Below are 18,468 nucleotides of genomic sequence, written 5' to 3' on the forward strand. Positions count from 1 at the left end.
GCACCCAGTTGACCGGAGCGGGAACGCCGTCAGCTGTCGGCCCCGGTCCTGCCCCAGTCCGGGCCCGCTCTCTCCCACGCCTTGTCCAGGCGGGCGTACCGGCGACGGACCATCCCCCGGACGATCAGCCGTCTGCACCCCTCGGCCATACCCGCGGCCACCAGGGCGGCGCTCACGCCGGCGAGCACGGCGTGCGTCGTCGCGGTCGCGGTGTCCAGGGGGCGTGCCACCATCTGTCCCCGGCGGTCGGTCCATATCCCGGTGCGGTCGCCCGGCCGCGGGTCCTCCAGGCGGGACGTCACCGTGCCCTCCCGCGCGGTGCCGTCCGGCGCGGTCCAGCGGGCCACGACACGGCGGTGCGGCTCCCCGCCCACGGCCGGCTCCGGGGCGGCGACCGGGGACGCGTCGAGCGGGCGCACCACCGTGGCCGTCACCAGGTGCCGCGCCCTGTGCTGCGCGCGGACGGACTCCTGCAGGGCGTCCTGCGCGGCGCCCCCGACGAGGCAGCCGATCACCGGGGCGGCGAGGACGGCGAACAGCAGGGCCGCGAGCGCCGTCCAGGCCTCGGCCAGGTCGGTGCGCCGGCACAGCGGATTGCGCCGCCAGCGCCAGAGTCCGCTGATCGCCCGCACCGCCGCACCCCCTCGCCGGATCTCTCATCGAGCTCCCTTCAAGGGCCAACGGACGAATGGGGCGACCGGTTCCCGCCCTCGCGCGGGAACCGCTATCCGGCCTCGACCCGGTCCCCGACCCTGATGGTGGTGCCGGGGGTCAGGGGCACCAGATTCTGTCCGAAGAGCAGTGCCCCGCGGGGCCGCTGACGGGCCGCCAGCGCGTGCAGCGGCTCCTTGCCGCGCCGGCTCGTCTCCTGGTCGGTGGTGGTCACCACGCAACGGGCGCAGGGCTTGGCGACACGGAAGACGGCCTCACCGATGGTGACACGCGTCCACGTCTCCTCCTCCCAGGCGGCGGTGCCCGCCACCACCACGTTCGGCCGGAACCGGTTCATCGGCAGCGGCCCCTCGTCCGCGTACCGTCCGCCGGCGATCAGGGAGTTCAGGGCGTCCAGGGAGGCGGTCGTGGTGAGCAGCAGCGGAAATCCGTCCGCGAAGGACACCGTCTCGCCGGGCAGCGCGAACCGGGGGTCCACCGGCCGCCGCGTGGCCGGGTCGTCCAGGTGCACCAGGCGTACCGCGGTGCCGAGCAGGGCGGTGCACCAGGCGTGCACGGCGTCGTCCTCGGCCGGGACCGCCGCCACCTTGGTGCCGAAGAGGTCCACCACGATCGTCCGGCCGGACGACGGAACACCGGCCGTCACCGGCTGCCGGCCGGGCGCGGACAGCCGTACGCCGCCGCCGGGCAGCAACTCGGCGGCGGTCGGGGCCAGGCGCGGATGACGCCGTTGGGTGACGACCACACCCCTGTCGTCGACCAGCATCCAGCGTCGGTCCCCGGCCGGACCCCAGGGCTCCACGACGACCTCCCGGAGCGGCAGGCTCCGGAAAGCCTTGACCGGATGGATGTGGATCGAGTGCAGACTGGCCTTCCCCATGGGGCCATCGTGCCACCCGGCACACGTCCCCGGGTGGGCTCAGTACCCGCGGTACTGCTGGTTGTTCTGGTACGGATCCTGGTACGGCGCGGGGGCCGGCCGCGGAGCCGCGGGCCGCATCGCCTCGTACCCGGCGGGCGGCACCGGACGCGGCGGCTGCGGCTGGGGGCCGGGGTAGCCGCGCGGCGCGGTGGCCTGCTGCGGGATGTACGCGGTGTGCGCCTGCTGCAGCGGGGCGGGCTGCTGCGCCTGCGGATAGCCGTAGGCGGGCTGGGACGGAGCCGCCGGGAGGGCGGGCAACGCCGAGGGAAGCGCGGGCAGGTGACTGGCCGGCGCCTCGTACGCGGCGGGGACCCGGATCGGGGCGATCTGCGGGGTGCCCCGCTCGGCCACGAGCGAGTCGTAGATCGGAGTGTCCGGGAAGGAGGCGGAGTAGTAGCCGCCGCCATAAGTGGAGCGGGGGGAGGTCATGGCACATAAGTTAAGCCCACGATGTGCTTTTGGGGAGACCGATAAGAGGGTTGTTTTCTGCGCCCCCCGTGACCGGGGATCCCCAATGCGAGCGAACATGGGGAAAACGGGCAATCCGCTGAGTGTGTTTCGTGTAAAGGCCGAGTTCCAGGGGCGTTACCGGCGGTTGGCCACCGGCGGCCGCCTCCGCCCCGTGGGCGTTCCCGCCGCGGGGGAATAGGTTGGGCGGACGAAAACCGACGGAAGCCGGGACCTGGCCGGCGCGGGCGACCCGTGATGGGGGCGGACATGTCAATGCCGAAAGGATCGAACACACCGGTGCCGACGACGGCACTGCGAGTGGACGTGGGCTGGCGCTCCGGCCCCGGCGTGCCCGACGCGGACGCCTCGGCCCTGCTGCTGGCCGGCGGGAAGGTCCGCTCCGACAGCGACTTCGTCTTCTACAACCAGCCCGCCCACTCCTCCGGCGCCGTCCGCCACGAGGGCAAGCGGGACGCCGGCGGCCGGGTCACCGACACCCTGCTCGTCGACCTCACCCGCGTGGAGCCCGGCATCGAAACGGTGATCCTCGCTGCCTCCTGCGACGGCGGTTCCTTCGGCCAGGTCCCGGACCTGTTCATCGAGGTCAAGGACTCCGCCGCCGGCACCGTGGCGGCGCGCTTCGACAGCACCGGCGCCACCACGGAGACGGCGTTCGTGCTGGGCGAGTTCTACCGGCGTCAGGGCGCCTGGAAGTTCCGTGCCGTCGGCCAGGGCTACAGCAGCGGACTCGAGGGCCTCGCCACCGACTACGGCATCACCGTGGACGAACCCCAGCACGCGCCCCCGGCGCCCGCCGCCGCGGCACCCCTCACCCCGGCACCCCCCGTCGCGGCCCCGGTGACCGCGCCGCCGCCCCCGCCGGCCGCCCCGCCGGCGCCGGCCGCGCCCCCCGCACCGGTCCGGCTCTCCAAGGTGACGCTCACCAAGTCGGCCCCGTCGGTCTCACTCACCAAACAGGGCGGCACCTCGGGCGCCCTGCACGTGAACCTCAACTGGCAGGTGCGCAAACAGTTCTCCGGATGGGCCGGAAAACTCGGCAGGCCGGTCGCCATGCACGCCGACCTCGACCTCGACCTGTGCGCCCTGTACGAACTCACCGACGGCAGGAAAGGCGTCGTCCAGGCGCTCGGCAATGCCTTCGGGGCCCTGCACCAGCCCCCGTTCATCCACCTCGACGGCGACGACCGCACCGGCGCCGTCTCCACCGGCGAGAACCTCACCGTCAACCTCGACCACAAGCATCACTTCCGTCGCATCCTGGTCTTCGTCACCATCTACGAGGGCGCCCGCTCCTTCGCCGACCTGCACGCCACGGTCACCCTCCAGCCGCAGCACGGCGCGGCCATCGACTTCTCCCTCGACGAGTGCACCGTCCCCTCCACGGTCTGCGCGCTCGCCCTGATCACCAACACCGGGGGCGGCGAACTCGTCGTCCAGCGCGAGGCCCGCTACCTGGTCCCCGAGCGCGGGGTGAGCCCGCAGCGCACCGTGGACTACGCCTACGGGTGGGGCATGAACTGGACCCCGGGCCGCAAGTGAGGGCCCGTCAGCCCTCGTCCGGCACGGCGTCCGGGCGGGCGTAGGTGCGGCCCTTCCAGGCCGCACCGCGCCCCCGGCGGTGCTGCACCGCCGAGTCCACCGTCATGAGGAGGTACAGCGACGCGGTGAACGGCAGCAGCGGAGCCGGCCACAGCGGCAGCCGGTAGTAGCGCAGCATGGGGACGAACGTCCCCGCCATCACGGCCCAGGCCGCCGCCCCCAGGACCGCGGCGAGCGCGTTCCCCGTCACGGCGCCCGCCAGTACCGCCAGGGGCGGCACCAGGTACACCAGCGTCAGGCCCGCGACCGTACCGGCCAGCAGCAGCGGGCTGTGCCGCAGTTGTGCGTAGGCGCTGCGCGACACCATGCGCCACAGGTCGTGCAGCCGCGGATACGGCCGCACACTGTCCACCCCCTCCGCCAGCCCCAGCCAGATCCGACCACCGGCGGACTTCACCGCGCGGGCGAGGGCCACGTCGTCGATGACGGCGTGCCGGACGGCGTCGGGGATCCGCGCCCGCGCGGCGGCATCGGCGCGCAGCAGCACACAGCCGCCTGCCGCAGCGGCCGTCCGGGACCGTGGCCTTGCGATCCTGCGGAACGGGTACAGCTGCGCGAAGAAATAGACGAAGGCCGGTACGACCAGCCGCTCCCACCCGCTCCGCACCCGCAGCCGGGCCATCTGCGACACCACGTCGAACCCGCCCGCACCGGCGGCCGCCACCAGCCGGCGCAAGCTGTCCGGGGCGTGCGCGATGTCGGCGTCCATCAGCAGCAGATACTCCGGGTCCCGCGCACGGGCCAGCTCCATCCCGTGCCGCACCGCCCACAGTTTCCCGGTCCAGCCGGCGGGCGGCTCCCCCGGGGAACCCACCGTGAGCGGCAGCCCGCCGTGCCGCCGCGCGAGTTCACGCGCGAGCTCCCCGGTGCCGTCCGTGCTGCCGTCGTCGACGAGGAAGACCTCGGCCCGGCCCGGATAGTCCTGGGCGAGCACCGACGGCAGACTCGCGGGCAGCACCTCCGCCTCGTCCCGCGCGGGGACGACGACGCACACGCTCGGCCACGCGTCCGGGTCCCGCTGCGGCGGGAGCCGCACGTCCGTACGCCAGAACCCGCCCTGGCACAGCAGCAGCCACAGCCACGCGGCGAGTGATCCGGCGGCACTCCACACAACGGCGCTCACGTGCGCAGTCTGCCCCACGCCCCGGCCCCGAACCGGCTCATCGACTATCGTGGCCGGGTGAAGATCGCGCTCATGGACTCCGGAATCGGACTGCTGGCGGCCACCGCCGCGGTACGGCGTCTGCGCCCCGACGCCGATCTGGTGCTCTCCCTCGACCCCGACGGCATGCCCTGGGGACCGAGGACGCCCGAGGACCTCACCGAGCGCGCCCTCGCCGTCGCCGAGGCGGCCGCCGCCCACCGCCCCGATGCGCTGATCGTCGGCTGCAACACGGCCACCGTGCACGCCCTCACCGCCCTGCGCGCCCGCCACGAGCCCGCGCTGCCGGTCATCGGCACCGTCCCGGCGATCAAACCGGCCGCGGCCGGCGGCGGACCCCTCGCGATCTGGGCCACGCCCGCCACGACCGGCAGCCCCTACCAGCGCGACCTCATCGAGAACTTCGCCGACGGCGTGAAGGTCACCGAGGTGCCGTGCTGGGGGCTCGCCGAGGCCGTGGAACGGGCGGACGAGAAGGCGATCGACACCGCGGTCGCGGCGGCCGCGGCACTCACCCCGGACGACGTGACGACCGTCGTGCTCGGCTGCACCCACTACGAACTGGTCGCCGAGCGCATCCGGGCCGCCGTGCAGGGTCCCGGCCGCCCACCGCTCGCCCTGCACGGATCCGCGGGCGCGGTGGCCGCCCAGGCCCTGCGCCGCCTCGGCGCACAGGCCGCGCCCGGGGCACCGGCGAGCGGCACGCTGACGGTGCTGCTGAGCGGGCGCGCCGGCGAGGTGCTTCCCGGGGCCGCCCTCACCTACGCCGAGGGCAGGCTGCTCCAGGCGCTCGCTCCCGCCCGGACGGCCCAGTGACGCTGCGCCACGCGGTACCCGCGGAGCGAAACCTGAGTAACCTCAAAGCCATGAAGGACCACCGCCAGGGCGGGCACCGCCCCCATACCGGGGTCTGGACCGGCCGGGCCACCAACCGCTTCCAGTGGCTGCTGGCGCTCATCGGCGCGGCCTGCATGGCGCTCGGCATCGTGCTGGCCGTCGACTCCGCGTGGACGACCGGTGTCGCGCCGCTGGCCATGGCCGTCGTCGGCTGCATCGCCGCCGGCCTGCTCGTCCTGTTCGGCACACTCGCCTTCGTCCATGTCGCGCTGCGCGTCGACGAGGACCACCTCGAGGTGCGCTGCGGCCACATGGGCCTGCCGCGCCGTCGTATCCCCCTGTCCCACGTCGCCGGAGCGGACTTCGTGGCGCACGTCACACCACGCCACTGGGGTGGCTGGGGGTACCGCTGGCGGCCCGAGAAGGGCACGGCGGTCGTCGTACGCCGCGGTGAGGGCGTGATCCTGCGCCTCTGGGACGGCCACACCTTCACGGTCACCGTGGACGACGCGGAAGCGGCGGTCAACGTCATCCGCGACCGCCTCCGCCCCCGCGAACCGGGCACGAACCACTGACGGCCCTTTCGCCGCTGTGGGGTCGTCCTCGACGTCGGCCCCGTCCGGCGGGCGCTGCGGCCGCAGTTACGCGAACCGGAGCACCGGGGCGCGGGCCGGGCGACCACGCCTCGGCGCCGGCCCACAACGTCTCCCCGCGGCGGAGCAATGTCCCGCCCGCGACCGTCCACCAGCGCGCGCCGGTCCCGGGCCGTATGCGGCGTCCGCTCCCCCCAGCGGACCGGCGGGCACGTGTGCGTGCGGGCCGATGCGCCGCTGTGTGGTGATGTCAGGGGGACGATGCTCCGCGCGGTCATCGACCGGGGGACGTATCGACCGGGGAGCGGGGTCGTTCTGCTCCGCGCGGCAGCTCGGTCGGCTGCCAGGGCCGGTCGGGCCGGCGGGCCCCGCCCTTGGCCGTGTGTACCCGCGGCGGCAGCCTCCGCACCGTCGCCGGACGCCCCGCGCTTCGTGTACCGAAGGCCGCGCGCACAACACCGCCGGTCCCGGGTGATCATCCGCGCGCGTGCGACGAGCCCGGCCGGGGGTGTGGGCCCACGCGCCCCGCGCGGTGGCGGGCACGGACGGCCGACGGCGCTCGTGGCGTTGCGGACGGCGTGGTCAGCGGGTGTCGTCCGGAGGTGTGCCCCCGGGGAACGGGCGGGACGTGGCCACGCCCGCCAGGAGGCCGCCGCCCACGGACACCGCGGTGAAGCTCAGGGCGTTGCCCACCGAGGCGATCGCGGCGAGCCCCGTCAGGGCCGTGCCCGCGGTGAGCACCACCGGCGTCGCACGCGGGCTGCGCCACAGGGCGTAGAGCAGCCAGGCGAAGGCCAGCGCCAGCAGCACCACTCCGACCACACCCTGCTCGGCCGCCAACTGGAGCGGCGCGGAGTGGGGCTTGCCGTCGGACGCCGGCGACTGCACCGACGTAGCGCTGAGCTCACCGAAGCGTCCCGGCCCCACGCCCAGGGCCGCGTGCTCGCGCATCATGTCGAGCGCGTCCCGCCACAGCCCCACGCGGTGCGCGGTCAGCCGGCCCTCGAGGGAGGCGGCGAACCCCTCCGGCACGGCATGCGAGGCCACCGCCCAGGCGAGCCCCGCGACCCCGGCGGCGACCGTGCCCAGCACGGCGAGTACGGGGGCCCGGCGCCGTACCCGGCCCACGGCGAGGGAACACAGCAGCACCACCGAGCCCGCGACACATCCGGCGGCAGAGCCCAGCACGGCCGCGGTCACCACGACGCCCGCGGCCAGCAGGCGCAGCGCGAGGCGTACCGCCGGCGCGGTGGCCGCCCAGGCCGCACAGCAGGCGGCGCCCGCCGACAGGGTCACCATCGCCGTCGTGGCACCCACGTGCCCCAGCGGCGCCGTGATCTGCGGGCCCGGTGTCAGATGCGGGACCGCGACCGTCAGGCCGATCCCGGCCAGGGCGGCCGCACAGGGCACGGCCACCGGCAGCAGCGCCCCGCCGATCCGGCCCGCCGCGTAACCGGCCGCCACGGCCAGGACCGCGAGCAGCATGCCTTCCGGGCGGCCCCCCTGGACCGCCGCCGTGATCAGCGGCCAGGCCGCACAGGCACCCAGCACCACGACGGCCGCCGCGTCCGGACCCGTCCGTCTCTCGCCGTCCGCACCCGGACCGGCGGACGCCATCCCTGTGGAACCCACCCCGCACCCCGCACCGCGTCGCCCCCGACCTGTGACGGACCCCGGGCGCCGGCACACGCCGCGCCGCACGACCGGGGGCACCGGCACACCGTAACGGCTGGTGGCCGGTTTGTGGATGTGCCAGGACAAGTCGCGCGGAAACGATACGCTCGCCGGCCGCCCGGAGCCGGGGCAGCGGGGCCCGCCGCCGCCCTCCCACCCGCCCGACCGTGCTGTCCGCCGCCAGGTCACGCGCCGTAGACTCCCGGAGTGACCGTCACCGCAACCTCCGTCGGCGCGTCGGACCCGATGCCGCCGCAGACCGCGCCCCCCGCGTGGCGCAGCCGGCTCGTGCGTCTCCTCCCGGCCGCCGCAGCCGCGCTCTCGGGCCTGCTCCTCTACATCAGCTTCCCGCCGCGCACCCTGTGGTGGCTGGCCCTGCCCGCCTTCGCCGTCCTCGGCTGGGTGCTGCGCGGCCGCAGCTGGAAGGCGGGACTCGGTCTCGGCTACCTCTTCGGCCTCGGCTTCCTGCTGCCGCTCCTGGTGTGGACCGGTGTGGAGGTCGGCCCGGGGCCGTGGATCGCCCTGGTCGTGATCGAGGCGGTGTTCGTGGCGCTGGTCGGCGCCGGCATCACCGCGGTGTCGAAGCTGCCCGGTTGGCCGGTGTGGGCGGCGGCCCTGTGGATCGCCGGCGAGGCGGCACGCGCGCGTGCCCCGTTCAGCGGCTTCCCCTGGGGCAAGATCGCGTTCGGCCAGGCGGACGGGGTCTTCCTGCCGCTCGCGGCGCTCGGCGGCACCCCGGTGCTCGGCTTCGCCGTCGTCCTGTGCGGCTTCGGCCTGTGCGAGGTCGTCCGGCTCACCGTGCGGGCACGCCGCGGCGGGGACCTGCGCAGGGCGGCGGCCGTCGTCGGCGTACTGAGCCTCGCCGTACCGGTCGTCGCGGCGCTCGCGGCCCGGACCCTGGTCAGGGACAAGGCGGAGAACGGCACCGTGACCGTCGCCGCCATCCAGGGCAACGTGCCCCGCATGGGTCTCGACTTCAACGCCCAGCGGCGCGCCGTCCTCGACTACCACGCGCGCGAGACGGAGCGACTGGCCGCCGCGGTGGCGGCCGGCAAGGCCGAACAGCCGGACATCGTGCTGTGGCCGGAGAACTCCTCCGACATCGACCCCTTCGTCAACCCCGACGCCCGCTCCGTCATCGACAAGGCGGCCAAGGCCATCGGCGCGCCGGTCTCGGTCGGCGGCGTGATCACCAGGGACGGCAAGCTGCTCAACGAGCAGATCCTTTGGGACCCGCAGAAGGGCCCCGTCGACACCTACGACAAACGGCAGATCCAGCCGTTCGGCGAGTACCTTCCGCTGCGCTCGCTGGTGGGCGCGATCAACGAGGACTGGACCTCGATGGTCCGCCAGGACTTCAGCCGGGGCAGCGAGCCCGGCGTGTTCCGCATGAACGGTGCCGGGGTCGGCCTGGTGACCTGCTACGAGGCCGCGTTCGACTGGGCGGTGCGCGACACGGTCACCGCGGGCGCCGAGCTGATCTCGGTGCCCAGCAACAACGCCACCTTCGGCCGCAGCGAGATGACCTACCAGCAGCTCGCCATGTCGCGGGTCCGCGCGGTGGAGCACAGCCGCGCCGTCACCGTGCCGGTGACCAGCGGGGTCAGCGCGATCATCATGCCCGACGGGGAGATCACGCGGAAGACGGGCATGTTCGTCGCCGACTCGCTGGTGCAGGAGGTGCCGCTGCGCTCCTCGCAGACGCCCGCCACCCGCCTCGGCGTGCTCCCGGAGATCGCGCTGGTCCTCGTCGCCGCGGGCGGCCTGGGCTGGGCCGTCGCCGCGGGGACGCGCGCACGACGTGCCGGTGACGCGTAGGCGTACGCCCTCAGGCGAGCCGGGGAGTGCCGCGCGGCGCCCGTTAAGGTCGGTCCATGGCTACTCCTGACTTCATCCGCACCCTGCGCGCCTCCGCAGGGCATCAGCTGCTGTGGCTCCCCGGGGTCACCGCGCTCGTCTTCGACGACGAGGGCCGGGTGCTGCTGAACCGGCGGACGGACACCCGCAAGTGGTCGGTGATCGGTGGCATCCCCGAGCCGGGGGAGCAGCCGGCGGCGTGCGCGATGCGGGAGGTCGAGGAGGAGACCGGCGTGCGCTGCGCCGTGGAACGGGTCGTGCTGGTGCAGGCGCTGGACCCCGTGACCTACGGCAACGGCGACAACTGCCAGTACATGGACATCACCTTCCGCTGCCGTGCCGTCGGGGGCGAGGCGCGGGTCAACGACGACGAGTCGCTGGACGTCGGCTGGTTCGACGTGGACGCGCTGCCGGAGCTCAACGAGTTCGGGCGCTTCCGGATCAAGCAGGCACTGTCGAATGCACCCACATGGTTCGACCCCACTGGAAACGGCTGAACTATAGGGTCTGACCACATGGGTCGCCCCGGGGGTCCTGCCTAGGGTCGAGCCATGACCGCGCCCCGTGCCCTCCCGGCCCCCCACGCCACCTCGCTCGACCTCGGCGGCCGCACCGCACTCGTCACCGGCGCCGCCGGCGGCATCGGCCACGCCTGTGCCCTGCGGCTCGCCGCCGCCGGGGCCAAGGTCAGAGCCGTCGACCGGGACGCCACGGGCCTGGAGGCGCTCGCCGAGGCGGCCCGGGGCCTCGGGGGCGCCATCGAGCCGCACGTCCTGGACCTGACCGACCTGGACGCCGCCGAACTCGCCGGCGCCGGCGCCGACGTCCTGGTCAACAACGCGGGAATGCAGCTGGTCCGCCCCATCGAGGACTTCCCGCCCGACGTCTTCCACACCGTGCTCACCGTGATGCTGGAGGCACCCTTCCGCCTCATCCGGGGCGCCCTGCCCCACATGTACGGGCAGGGCTGGGGCCGCATCGTCAATGTGTCCTCGGTCCACGGTCTGCGCGCCTCCGCCTACAAGTCCGCCTACGTGGCCGCCAAGCACGGGCTGGAGGGTCTGTCCAAGACCACCGCCCTCGAGGGCGCGCCCCACGGCGTGACCTCCAACTGTGTGAACCCCGCCTATGTGCGCACCCCGCTCGTCGAGCGGCAGATCGCCGACCAGGCCCGCGCCCACGGCATCCCCGAGGAACGCGTACTCTCCGAGGTGCTGCTGCAGGACAGCGCGGTCAAGCGGCTCATCGAGCCCGAGGACGTCGCCGAGGCCGTGGCCTACCTGTGCGGCCCGCGGGCGGCCTTCGTCACCGGCACCTCCCTGGTCCTGGACGGCGGCTGGACCGCGCACTGAGGCATCCGCCGCGAGCGGCCGACCGTCGGCCGGCAGAGTTTTCCACAGGCCTGACGAGGCGGCCGCGGGATGAGGAATCCTGTGAGCATGTCCCGCGATCACGTGCAGTCCGCCGAGCGTTCCGCCCCCGCCGCCCAGGCACCGGGCCGGGCCCACCCCGAGGCCCGTCCCGCCCCCGGCGGCGCCGAGGCGCCGTTCCTCGAACTGCTCGCCCGCGGCGCCCCCGCCGAGGCCTACGAGCAGCCCGTGCTGCTCGCCCGCGCCGAGGGCCGGCCGGCCGGGCACATCGCCGAGCTCGAACAGGCCAAGCTGCTCGCCCTGCGCGTACGGGCCGAACTGGAGGGGCGGCGCCGCCGCGAGGCCGAGCTGTCCGCCCTCTTCGAGACCGCCCACGATCTCGCCGGACTGCGCGACCTGGACGCCGTGCTCCAGGCCATCGTGCAGCGCGCCCGCTCCCTGCTCGGCACCGACGTCGCCTACCTCAGCCTGAACGACCCGGTCAGGGGCGACACCTATATGCGGGTCACCGAGGGATCGGTCGCCGCCCGCTTCCAGCAGCTGCGCCTCGGCATGGGCGAGGGCCTCGGCGGCCTGGTCGCCCAGACCGCCCGCCCCTATGTCACGGACGACTACTTCCGCGACGAGCGCTTCCAGCACACCGACACCATCGACACCGGCGTGCGGGACGAGGGCCTCGTCGCCATCCTCGGCGTGCCGCTGATGCTGGGGCACCACGTCATCGGTGTCCTGTTCGCCGCGGACCGCCGGGCCAGGGTCTTCGAGCGGGAGCAGATCGCCCTGCTCGGTTCTTTCGCCGCCCTCGCCGCGGCCGCCATCGACACCGCCAACCTGCTGGCGGAGACCCGCTCGGCACTGGCCGGCCTGGAGCGCGCCAACGAGATCATCCAGGACCGCAGCGCGGTCATCGAACGTGCCTCGGACGTCCACGACCGGCTGGCCGAGCTGGTCCTGCGCGGCGGCGGGGTGCACGACGTGGCCGCCGCGGTCTCCCAGGTCCTGGACGGCACGGTGGAGTTCACCGAGGCCAGCGCGGCCCCGCCGCACGCCCTGGAGTCCGCGCAGGCCGAAGGACACGCGGTCCGGCACCGGGACGACTGGATCGCCGCCGTGACCGCGGGCGACGAGCTCCTCGGCGCGCTCGTCCTGTGCGGCCAGCCCGAGCTCGACCCCGTGGACCAGCGCACTTTCGAGCGCGCGGCCATGGTCACCTCACTGCTGCTGCTCGCCCGCCGTTCCGCCGCCGAGGCCGAACAGCGCGTCCGCGGCGAGTTGCTCGACGACCTGCTCGACGCCAGGGACCGGGACCCGCGCCTGCTGCGCGAGCGCGCCGCACGGCTGCACGCCGACCTCGACCTCACCCACGTGGTGCTCGCCGCCCGGCTGGAGGGCTCCGCCGCCGACGCCGATCAGGAGGCGGACGCCCGCCGGCGGCTGTGGGCCGCGGCCTCACACCTCGCGGCGACCCGGCAGGGCCTCGCCGCCGCGCGCGACGGCGGAACCGTCCTGCTGCTGCCCGTCACCTCCGGCGACACCGCCACAGACCTGGCCCGCCGCACCGCCCGCCAGCTGGGCACGGCGGTCCACGAACCGGTCACCGTCGGCGCGTCCGCGCCGGTCGAGCAGCTCACGGCCCGCCCCCACACCGTGGCCGAGGCCTACGCGGAGGCCTGCCGTTGCCTCGACGCCCTGCGTCTCCTCGGCCGCGCCGGCGACGGCTCCGCCGCCGAGGACTTCGGCTTCCTGGGGCTGCTGCTGGCGGGGGAGCGCGACATCAGCGGCTTCGTCGACCGCACCGTCGGCCCGGTCGTCGCCTACGACGAACGACGCGGCACCGAACTGCTGCGCACCCTCGACGCCTACTTCGCCTGCGGAATGAGCCCGGCCCGCACCAAGGACGAGCTCCACGTCCACGTCAACACGGTCGCCCAGCGGCTGGAACGCGTCGGCCGCCTCCTGGGCGAGGACTGGCAGAGCCCGGCCCGGACCCTGGAGATCCAGCTCGCCCTGCGCCTGTACCGCCTGTCGGGGATCACCGGCCCCTCCGCACGGACCTGACCCCCGCATGCGGGAGCGTACGGGGGCCGGGGCGGTACGGGGGCGGGATCAGACCGTGCGGGCGCCCTGCTTGGCAGGTACCTCGGCCGGCCCTGCCGTCTTCTCGGACGGATCCACCTCCGACAGGTCCCGGTTGCGGGTCTCCTTGGCGGCGGCCAGGGCGACGACCGTCAGCAGACTCGCCGCGATCACATACAGCGCGATCGGGGTGGAGCTGCCGTAGTCCGCCAGCAGTGCCGTGGCGATCAGCGGCGCGGGCGCGCCCGCCGCGACCGAGGCGAACTGGGCGCCGATGGAGGCACCCGAGTAACGCATCCGGGTCGCGAACATCTCGGAGAAGAACGCGGCCTGCGGCGCGTACATGGCGCCGTGCAGCACCAGACCCACGGTCACCGCGATCAGCAGGTTGGTGAACCCGCCGGTGTCGATGAGGGCGAAGAAGGGGAACATCCACGCGCCCACTCCGGCTGCGCCGATCAGATACACCGGACGCCGCCCGAGCCGGTCGGACAGCGCGCCCCAGGCCGGGATGACGGCGAAGTGGATCGCCGAGGCGATGAGCACCGCGTTCAGCGCGGTCTGCTTCGACACCCCGGCCGAGGTGGTGGCGTAGACGAGGATGAACGCGGTGATCACGTAGTAGCTGATGTTCTCCGCCATGCGCGCGCCCATCGCGACCAGCACGTCGCGCCAGTGGTGCCGCAGCACCGCCACGACCGGCATCCGCTCGGCGCCGGCGTCCGCCTCACGGGCCTCGGCCCGCCGCAACGCCTGCTTGAACACCGGCGATTCATCGACAGAGAGACGAATCCACAAGCCGACGATCACCAGCACCCCGGACAGCAGGAACGGAATCCGCCAGCCCCAGGCCGTGAACGCCGCGTCCGACAGCACGGCGGTCAGCAGCGACAGCACACCGGTCGCCAGCAGCTGTCCCGCGGGCGCGCCGGTCTGCGGCCACGAGGCCCAGAACCCGCGGCTGCGCGCGTCGCCGTGCTCGGACACCAGCAGCACGGCCCCGCCCCACTCACCGCCCAGCGCGAAGCCCTGGACCAGCCGCAGCACGGTCAGCAGCACCGGCGCGGCACTGCCGATGGCGGCGTGCGTGGGCAGCAGCCCGATGGCGAACGTCGCCCCGCCCATCATCAGCAGACTCAGCACCAGCAGCTTCTTGCGCCCGAGCCGGTCCCCGTAGTGCCCGAACACCAGCGCACCCAGCGGCCGCGCCGCGAACCCGACGGCGTACGTCAGAAACGACAACAGCGTGCCGACCAGCGGATCGGAGTCCGGGAAGAACAGCTTGTTGAAAACCAGCGCGGCGGCCGAGCCGTACAGGAAGAAGTCGTACCACTCGATGGTGGTGCCGATGAGGGACGCGGCGACGATGCGCTTGAGGTTGTTCGGGGCTGGTGGAGCGGCTGCGGGCGACGACATCGGCACCACTTCCTGGGGTATGACGGGGACGTTTGTGTTGCCACACCGTAGGAATCCGCAGGTCAGGCGCACATATGGCAGGGCCACATAGTTCGAGGGTCGCCTATGCGCGCAGCCACCATGCCGGTGCTACTCAGCGGTCGTCACCGGCGTCCTCGATCAGGACGCGGGTGACGCCCTCGAAGTACGGCAGCACGTCCTCCAGGGTGGCCGAACTGAGCGCGGGGGAGCCCAGGGCCGTGCGCATGATGCCCATGCCCAGCAGACAGGCGACCAGCATCTCCGCCCGCAGCGGCGCGTCCTCGCCCTTGACCTGCTCGACGAGTTCCTCGATGTGCGCCGCGTGTGCCTCCTGCTGCAGGCGGGTGCGGGCGGGATCGTGCGAGGGCGAGCGCAACAGCATCACCAGGGGGTGTTCGCCGGCGAACTGCTCCCATTCCTGGAAGACGACGGACCTGAGCATGCCCGCAGGCAGCGTGTCCAACGGGCCCGACATGATCTCCCCGAGGACCTGGTGGTCCACGCACGCCTCCTCGAACAGGGCGCGCTTCGAGCCGAAGTAGCGAAAGACGAGCGCGGGATCGACGTGGGCGTCCTTGGCGACGTCGCGCATGGTCGTCCCGTCGTAGCCCAGCCGGGCGAAGCGCACGCGCGCCGCGTCGAGCAGGGCCGCGCGTGTCGCGGCGCGATCACGTTTGTGCGGCTGTGGGGTGGCTGCCATGGCGTACTCCCTAAGTCATCAAACGTTGACATGATAGCTCAAGGGTCTACGCTGACCTTGTCACCAGTGGATGACTTGTGGTTCGGATTTTCTAACACGGAGGGAAAGAAGTACATGCAGACGGTCGTCGTAACGGGCGGAACCGATGGCCTGGGGAAGGGAATCGCCCTCCACTATCTGAAGGCGGGCGCCAGGGTCCTGGCCATCGGCAGCACGCAGGCCAAAGGTGAGGCGTTAATCGAGGAGGCGCGCGAGATCTCGGCAGCCGGCCGGATCCATTTCCTCTCCGTCGACCTCACCTCCGTCGCGGGTTCCCGGCGACTGGTCGAGGAGATCGAGGACACCTATACGTCCGTGGACAAACTCGTCCTGTGCGCACAGCGCTACCGACTCTTCGGTAAGCGCTCGGTCACACCCGAAGGGTTCGAGTACAGCTTCGCGCTCGCCTATCTGAGCCGATTTGTCCTCAGTTACGGCCTGCTGGACGCGCTCCAGCGCACGAAGCAGCCCGTGATCATGAATGTGGGCACGCCGGGCGTCGGCCTTGGCTCGGTCCACTGGGACGACCTTCAGTTCGAGCGCGGTTACAACGGCAACAGGGCGACCCTTCAGTCCTTCCGCGCCAACGACCTGCTGGGCGTCGGCTTCGCGGCCGCCCACGGCACCGGCCCCGTGACGTACATCGGGTACAACCCCGGGGTGGTCTCCACCGGGATGCCGAATTCCCTGCCGCTCCCTCTCAGGCTGATGACCAGGGCCGCGTTCGCGCTCGCGGCGACCCCCGTGGAAAGAGCGATCAAGCCCATGGTCGAGCTCCTCGACAATCCGCCTTCCGAACCATTTGTGGCGCGCTGGAAGAAAAAGCCGGTGGACCTCGGAAAGAAGGCCTTCGACGCCGAGGACGCGCTGCGCCTGAAATACATCACGGAGCAGCTGGTAGGAGTGCGGTGAACCCTCTCGTACGGGTTGTGTCTCGACGATGCCGTCGAGCGGTTCTTTAGTCGTCGCCGCGTCCGCCCCTTCGGGTACAACTTCCCTCAGGCGCAAGCCTATCGTGACCGTACAGTGGCTGCCCAGAGCCCGCGTCGACGAGGGTGGCGCACGACGAGGGGCGGTGCCGGAGGAATCCGGCACCGCCCCTGGGCAGTTCCTGTGGACCGGGTGTCCGCGATCAGCCGTCCACCCAGCCGTGGCTCTTGCCGAGTTCCACCAATCGCTGGCGGAGCCGTGTGATCTGTTCCCCCGTCAGCGAGGGGACGGCGCTCAGCATGAGCTCCGTGACCTCCGTGGTGTACTCCGGGACGCTCAGCACGTCGCACGTGGGTTCCTCACCGCTCTGGAACCCGGACGCGGGTGCCTGCAACGGCGGAACCATGACCGACCGGCCCGCGGGCGGCGGCGCCATGGCCGTCGCAGGTCCCTCGGCGAGTTCGACGTGCGACGCCTTCGGCCCGCGGTCGCCCTGCTCGACCTCGAACTTGACCCATGTACCGGACCGGAGGGAAGACTCCGGGACCAACAGGTCGTTGGCGTGCAGGAAGACGTCTTCCCCGCCATGCTCGGGAGCGATGAACCCATACCCCCGCACCCCGTCAAAACGAATAACCCTGCCTACCGCCATCTCAACCCCACCAACATCCTCGAGCGCTTTCCCGAACAACCGCACAGAAACCGCGTCCCACCATGAGACGCTCCCGGCGCGGACGGGCGGTCGCGACTGTTCAACTGACGTCGCGCTGCAGTTGAACACCCCACTCGCCCCGGCCGAGTCGCCGGAAGAACCCCGGCGGAGCGTCAGCATACCAGCACGCCGTGCGAACAATACCAATGCCTCATCATCTCGCATTGAAGAGCGGTGAATTCAGCGCAATCAGGAATTCGTGCCCTTATTTCCGCCGCCCGCGCCGACGGTGAATTGTTCAATGAATTCCCTTGCACCGCGGGTCGGCCGCGCTCGAAGATGAGCCGACTGCGTCCGTGCCCAGGGACGTGCCCAGGGAGGGGTTCATGCGGCTTTCGCTCGGCGACTACGCGCGACTGGCACGGGAACGACTGGACCGGCCCGTCTGGGACTTCTTCGAAGGCGGCGCCGGTGACGAGCGCACCCTGCTGGCGAACACCGCCGCCTTCGACCGGGTACGCCTGCGCCCCTCCGTACTGACCGGCGTCACCGCGCCGGAACCGCGCACCGAAGTCCTCGGCCGTACCTGGGGAGCCCCGTTCGCCGTCGCACCCATGGGGTACCAGACCCTGGCCCACCCGCAGGGCGAGTTGGCCACGGTGCGGGCGGCGGGGCCGCGCGGTGTCCCGGTCGTCGTCAGCATGTTCTCCGGACACAGCTGTGAGGATCTCGCCGCGGCCGCCGCGGCGCCCCTCTGGCTGCAGATCTACTGCCTGCGCGACCGTGCGGCGATCCGGCGGCTCGTGGAGCGCGCCGAACGCGCCCGCTTCGAGGCGGTCGTCCTCACGGTCGACACTCCCCGCCTGGGCAGAAGGCTGCGCGACCTGCGCAACGGCTTCCGGTTGCCACCGGATGTCCGGCCTGCCAACCTGCACGGGGACGGCTTCGACAACCCGGCCCGCCATGCCCTGAGCCAGTTCGACCCGGCGATGAACTGGGACGTGGTGGACTGGCTGCGGTCGATCACCCGGCTCCCCGTCGTGCTCAAGGGGATCCTCACCGCGGCGGACGCCGTGCGGGCGGTCTCGGCGGGGGTGGACGCGATCATCGTCTCCAACCACGGAGGACGCCAACTCGACGGCGCACCCGCGTCCTTGGAAGCGCTGCCGGACGTCGTCGCCGCGGTGGGAGGCGCCTGCACGATTCTGCTCGACAGCGGCGTGCGCCGGGGAGCCGACGTCCTGGCGGCCCGGGCCATGGGCGCGGACGCCGTCCTGCTCGGCCGCCCCGTGCTGTACGGACTCGCGGTGGACGGTGAGGACGGTGTCGCGGGGGTGATCGATCTGCTGACCGACGAGCTCACCGACGCGATGGCCCTCACCGGCACCGCTTCCGCGGCTGCGGTACCGCTCGAACTCGTACGTCCCGCACGGCCTCGGGAATCCTCGCCCGAGGCCGTCGAGTACCACACCTGATG

At 72.8% G+C, this 18,468-nt stretch carries 17 protein-coding genes; 9 read left to right on the forward strand and 8 right to left on the reverse strand.

What is annotated here, in order from left to right:
• Nucleotides 1-29 precede the first annotated feature (29 nt).
• The 3 genes from AC5L3C_RS33660 to AC5L3C_RS33670 form a co-directional block, all read right to left on the reverse strand.
• Entirely contained in the window at nucleotides 30-632 is a 603-nt protein-coding gene (locus AC5L3C_RS33660) for an Rv1733c family protein (RefSeq protein ID WP_493652890.1), read from the reverse strand.
• A gap of 92 nt (nucleotides 633-724) precedes the next feature.
• Nucleotides 725-1,552 (reverse strand): MOSC domain-containing protein, encoded by an 828-nt coding sequence (locus tag AC5L3C_RS33665; protein ID WP_493652891.1) that lies wholly within the window; start codon nucleotides 1,550-1,552, stop codon nucleotides 725-727.
• Between the two features lie 39 nt (nucleotides 1,553-1,591).
• Nucleotides 1,592-2,023 carry a DUF6643 family protein gene (locus tag AC5L3C_RS33670; protein WP_125508945.1) on the reverse strand — a complete coding sequence of 144 codons (432 nt, stop codon included), beginning with the start codon at nucleotides 2,021-2,023 and terminating at the stop codon, nucleotides 1,592-1,594.
• A 294-nt stretch (nucleotides 2,024-2,317) separates the two neighbouring features.
• Between AC5L3C_RS33670 and AC5L3C_RS33675 the strand changes: the two genes are divergently transcribed.
• Nucleotides 2,318-3,604 carry a TerD family protein gene (locus tag AC5L3C_RS33675; protein WP_493654136.1) on the forward strand — a complete coding sequence of 429 codons (1,287 nt, stop codon included), beginning with the start codon at nucleotides 2,318-2,320 and terminating at the stop codon, nucleotides 3,602-3,604.
• A 7-nt stretch (nucleotides 3,605-3,611) separates the two neighbouring features.
• On the opposite strand, the gene AC5L3C_RS33680 is transcribed toward AC5L3C_RS33675, so the two are convergent.
• On the reverse strand, nucleotides 3,612-4,805 hold the full coding sequence (locus AC5L3C_RS33680; protein ID WP_493652892.1) for a glycosyltransferase: 1,194 nt from the start codon (nucleotides 4,803-4,805) through the stop codon (nucleotides 3,612-3,614).
• 39 nt (nucleotides 4,806-4,844) lie between these two features.
• On the opposite strand from AC5L3C_RS33680, the gene AC5L3C_RS33685 reads away from it, so the two are divergent.
• Both AC5L3C_RS33685 and AC5L3C_RS33690 read left to right on the forward strand, forming a co-directional pair.
• The gene (locus AC5L3C_RS33685) at nucleotides 4,845-5,642 is read left to right on the forward strand and encodes a glutamate racemase (RefSeq protein ID WP_493652893.1); all 798 of its coding nucleotides are present in this window, start codon (nucleotides 4,845-4,847) and stop codon (nucleotides 5,640-5,642) included.
• Nucleotides 5,643-5,692: 50 nt separating this feature from the next.
• Nucleotides 5,693-6,238, forward strand: coding sequence for a hypothetical protein (locus AC5L3C_RS33690; protein ID WP_493652894.1), 546 nt, complete (start codon nucleotides 5,693-5,695; stop codon nucleotides 6,236-6,238).
• 600 nt (nucleotides 6,239-6,838) lie between these two features.
• Here AC5L3C_RS33690 and AC5L3C_RS33695 read toward each other — a convergent pair.
• Nucleotides 6,839-7,873: an O-antigen ligase family protein gene (locus tag AC5L3C_RS33695; RefSeq protein WP_493652895.1), complete on the reverse strand. Its 1,035-nt coding sequence runs from the start codon at nucleotides 7,871-7,873 to the stop codon at nucleotides 6,839-6,841.
• Between the two features lie 264 nt (nucleotides 7,874-8,137).
• Between AC5L3C_RS33695 and lnt the strand changes: the two genes are divergently transcribed.
• From lnt to AC5L3C_RS33715, 4 genes are all read left to right on the forward strand, one after another.
• Nucleotides 8,138-9,748: an apolipoprotein N-acyltransferase gene (gene lnt / locus AC5L3C_RS33700; protein WP_493652896.1), complete on the forward strand. Its 1,611-nt coding sequence runs from the start codon at nucleotides 8,138-8,140 to the stop codon at nucleotides 9,746-9,748.
• A gap of 56 nt (nucleotides 9,749-9,804) precedes the next feature.
• The gene (locus tag AC5L3C_RS33705) at nucleotides 9,805-10,284 is read left to right on the forward strand and encodes an NUDIX hydrolase (protein WP_493652897.1); all 480 of its coding nucleotides are present in this window, start codon (nucleotides 9,805-9,807) and stop codon (nucleotides 10,282-10,284) included.
• A 54-nt stretch (nucleotides 10,285-10,338) separates the two neighbouring features.
• Nucleotides 10,339-11,139 (forward strand): 3-hydroxybutyrate dehydrogenase, encoded by an 801-nt coding sequence (locus AC5L3C_RS33710; RefSeq protein ID WP_493652898.1) that lies wholly within the window; start codon nucleotides 10,339-10,341, stop codon nucleotides 11,137-11,139.
• A gap of 87 nt (nucleotides 11,140-11,226) precedes the next feature.
• Entirely contained in the window at nucleotides 11,227-13,215 is a 1,989-nt protein-coding gene (locus tag AC5L3C_RS33715; protein WP_493652899.1) for a helix-turn-helix domain-containing protein, read from the forward strand.
• Nucleotides 13,216-13,263: 48 nt separating this feature from the next.
• Here AC5L3C_RS33715 and AC5L3C_RS33720 read toward each other — a convergent pair whose 3' ends face one another.
• Both AC5L3C_RS33720 and AC5L3C_RS33725 read right to left on the reverse strand, forming a co-directional pair.
• Nucleotides 13,264-14,649, reverse strand: coding sequence for an MFS transporter (locus AC5L3C_RS33720; protein ID WP_493652900.1), 1,386 nt, complete (start codon nucleotides 14,647-14,649; stop codon nucleotides 13,264-13,266).
• A gap of 133 nt (nucleotides 14,650-14,782) precedes the next feature.
• Nucleotides 14,783-15,370 carry a TetR/AcrR family transcriptional regulator gene (locus AC5L3C_RS33725; protein WP_125508964.1) on the reverse strand — a complete coding sequence of 196 codons (588 nt, stop codon included), beginning with the start codon at nucleotides 15,368-15,370 and terminating at the stop codon, nucleotides 14,783-14,785.
• 114 nt (nucleotides 15,371-15,484) lie between these two features.
• On the opposite strand from AC5L3C_RS33725, the gene AC5L3C_RS33730 reads away from it, so the two are divergent.
• On the forward strand, nucleotides 15,485-16,321 hold the full coding sequence (locus tag AC5L3C_RS33730; RefSeq protein WP_164555769.1) for an SDR family NAD(P)-dependent oxidoreductase: 837 nt from the start codon (nucleotides 15,485-15,487) through the stop codon (nucleotides 16,319-16,321).
• Between the two features lie 220 nt (nucleotides 16,322-16,541).
• Here the strand turns inward: AC5L3C_RS33730 and AC5L3C_RS33735 are convergent, their stop codons facing one another.
• Complete coding sequence (locus AC5L3C_RS33735; RefSeq protein ID WP_493654138.1) at nucleotides 16,542-16,991, reverse strand: cold-shock protein; 450 nt, start codon at nucleotides 16,989-16,991, stop codon at nucleotides 16,542-16,544.
• Nucleotides 16,992-17,377: 386 nt separating this feature from the next.
• Here AC5L3C_RS33735 and AC5L3C_RS33740 point away from each other — a divergent pair, with 386 nt between their 5' ends.
• Nucleotides 17,378-18,466 carry an alpha-hydroxy acid oxidase gene (locus tag AC5L3C_RS33740; protein ID WP_493652901.1) on the forward strand — a complete coding sequence of 363 codons (1,089 nt, stop codon included), beginning with the start codon at nucleotides 17,378-17,380 and terminating at the stop codon, nucleotides 18,464-18,466.
• The last annotated feature ends 2 nt before the right edge of the window (nucleotides 18,467-18,468 follow it).

This window comes from Streptomyces speibonae, assembly GCF_984686075.1.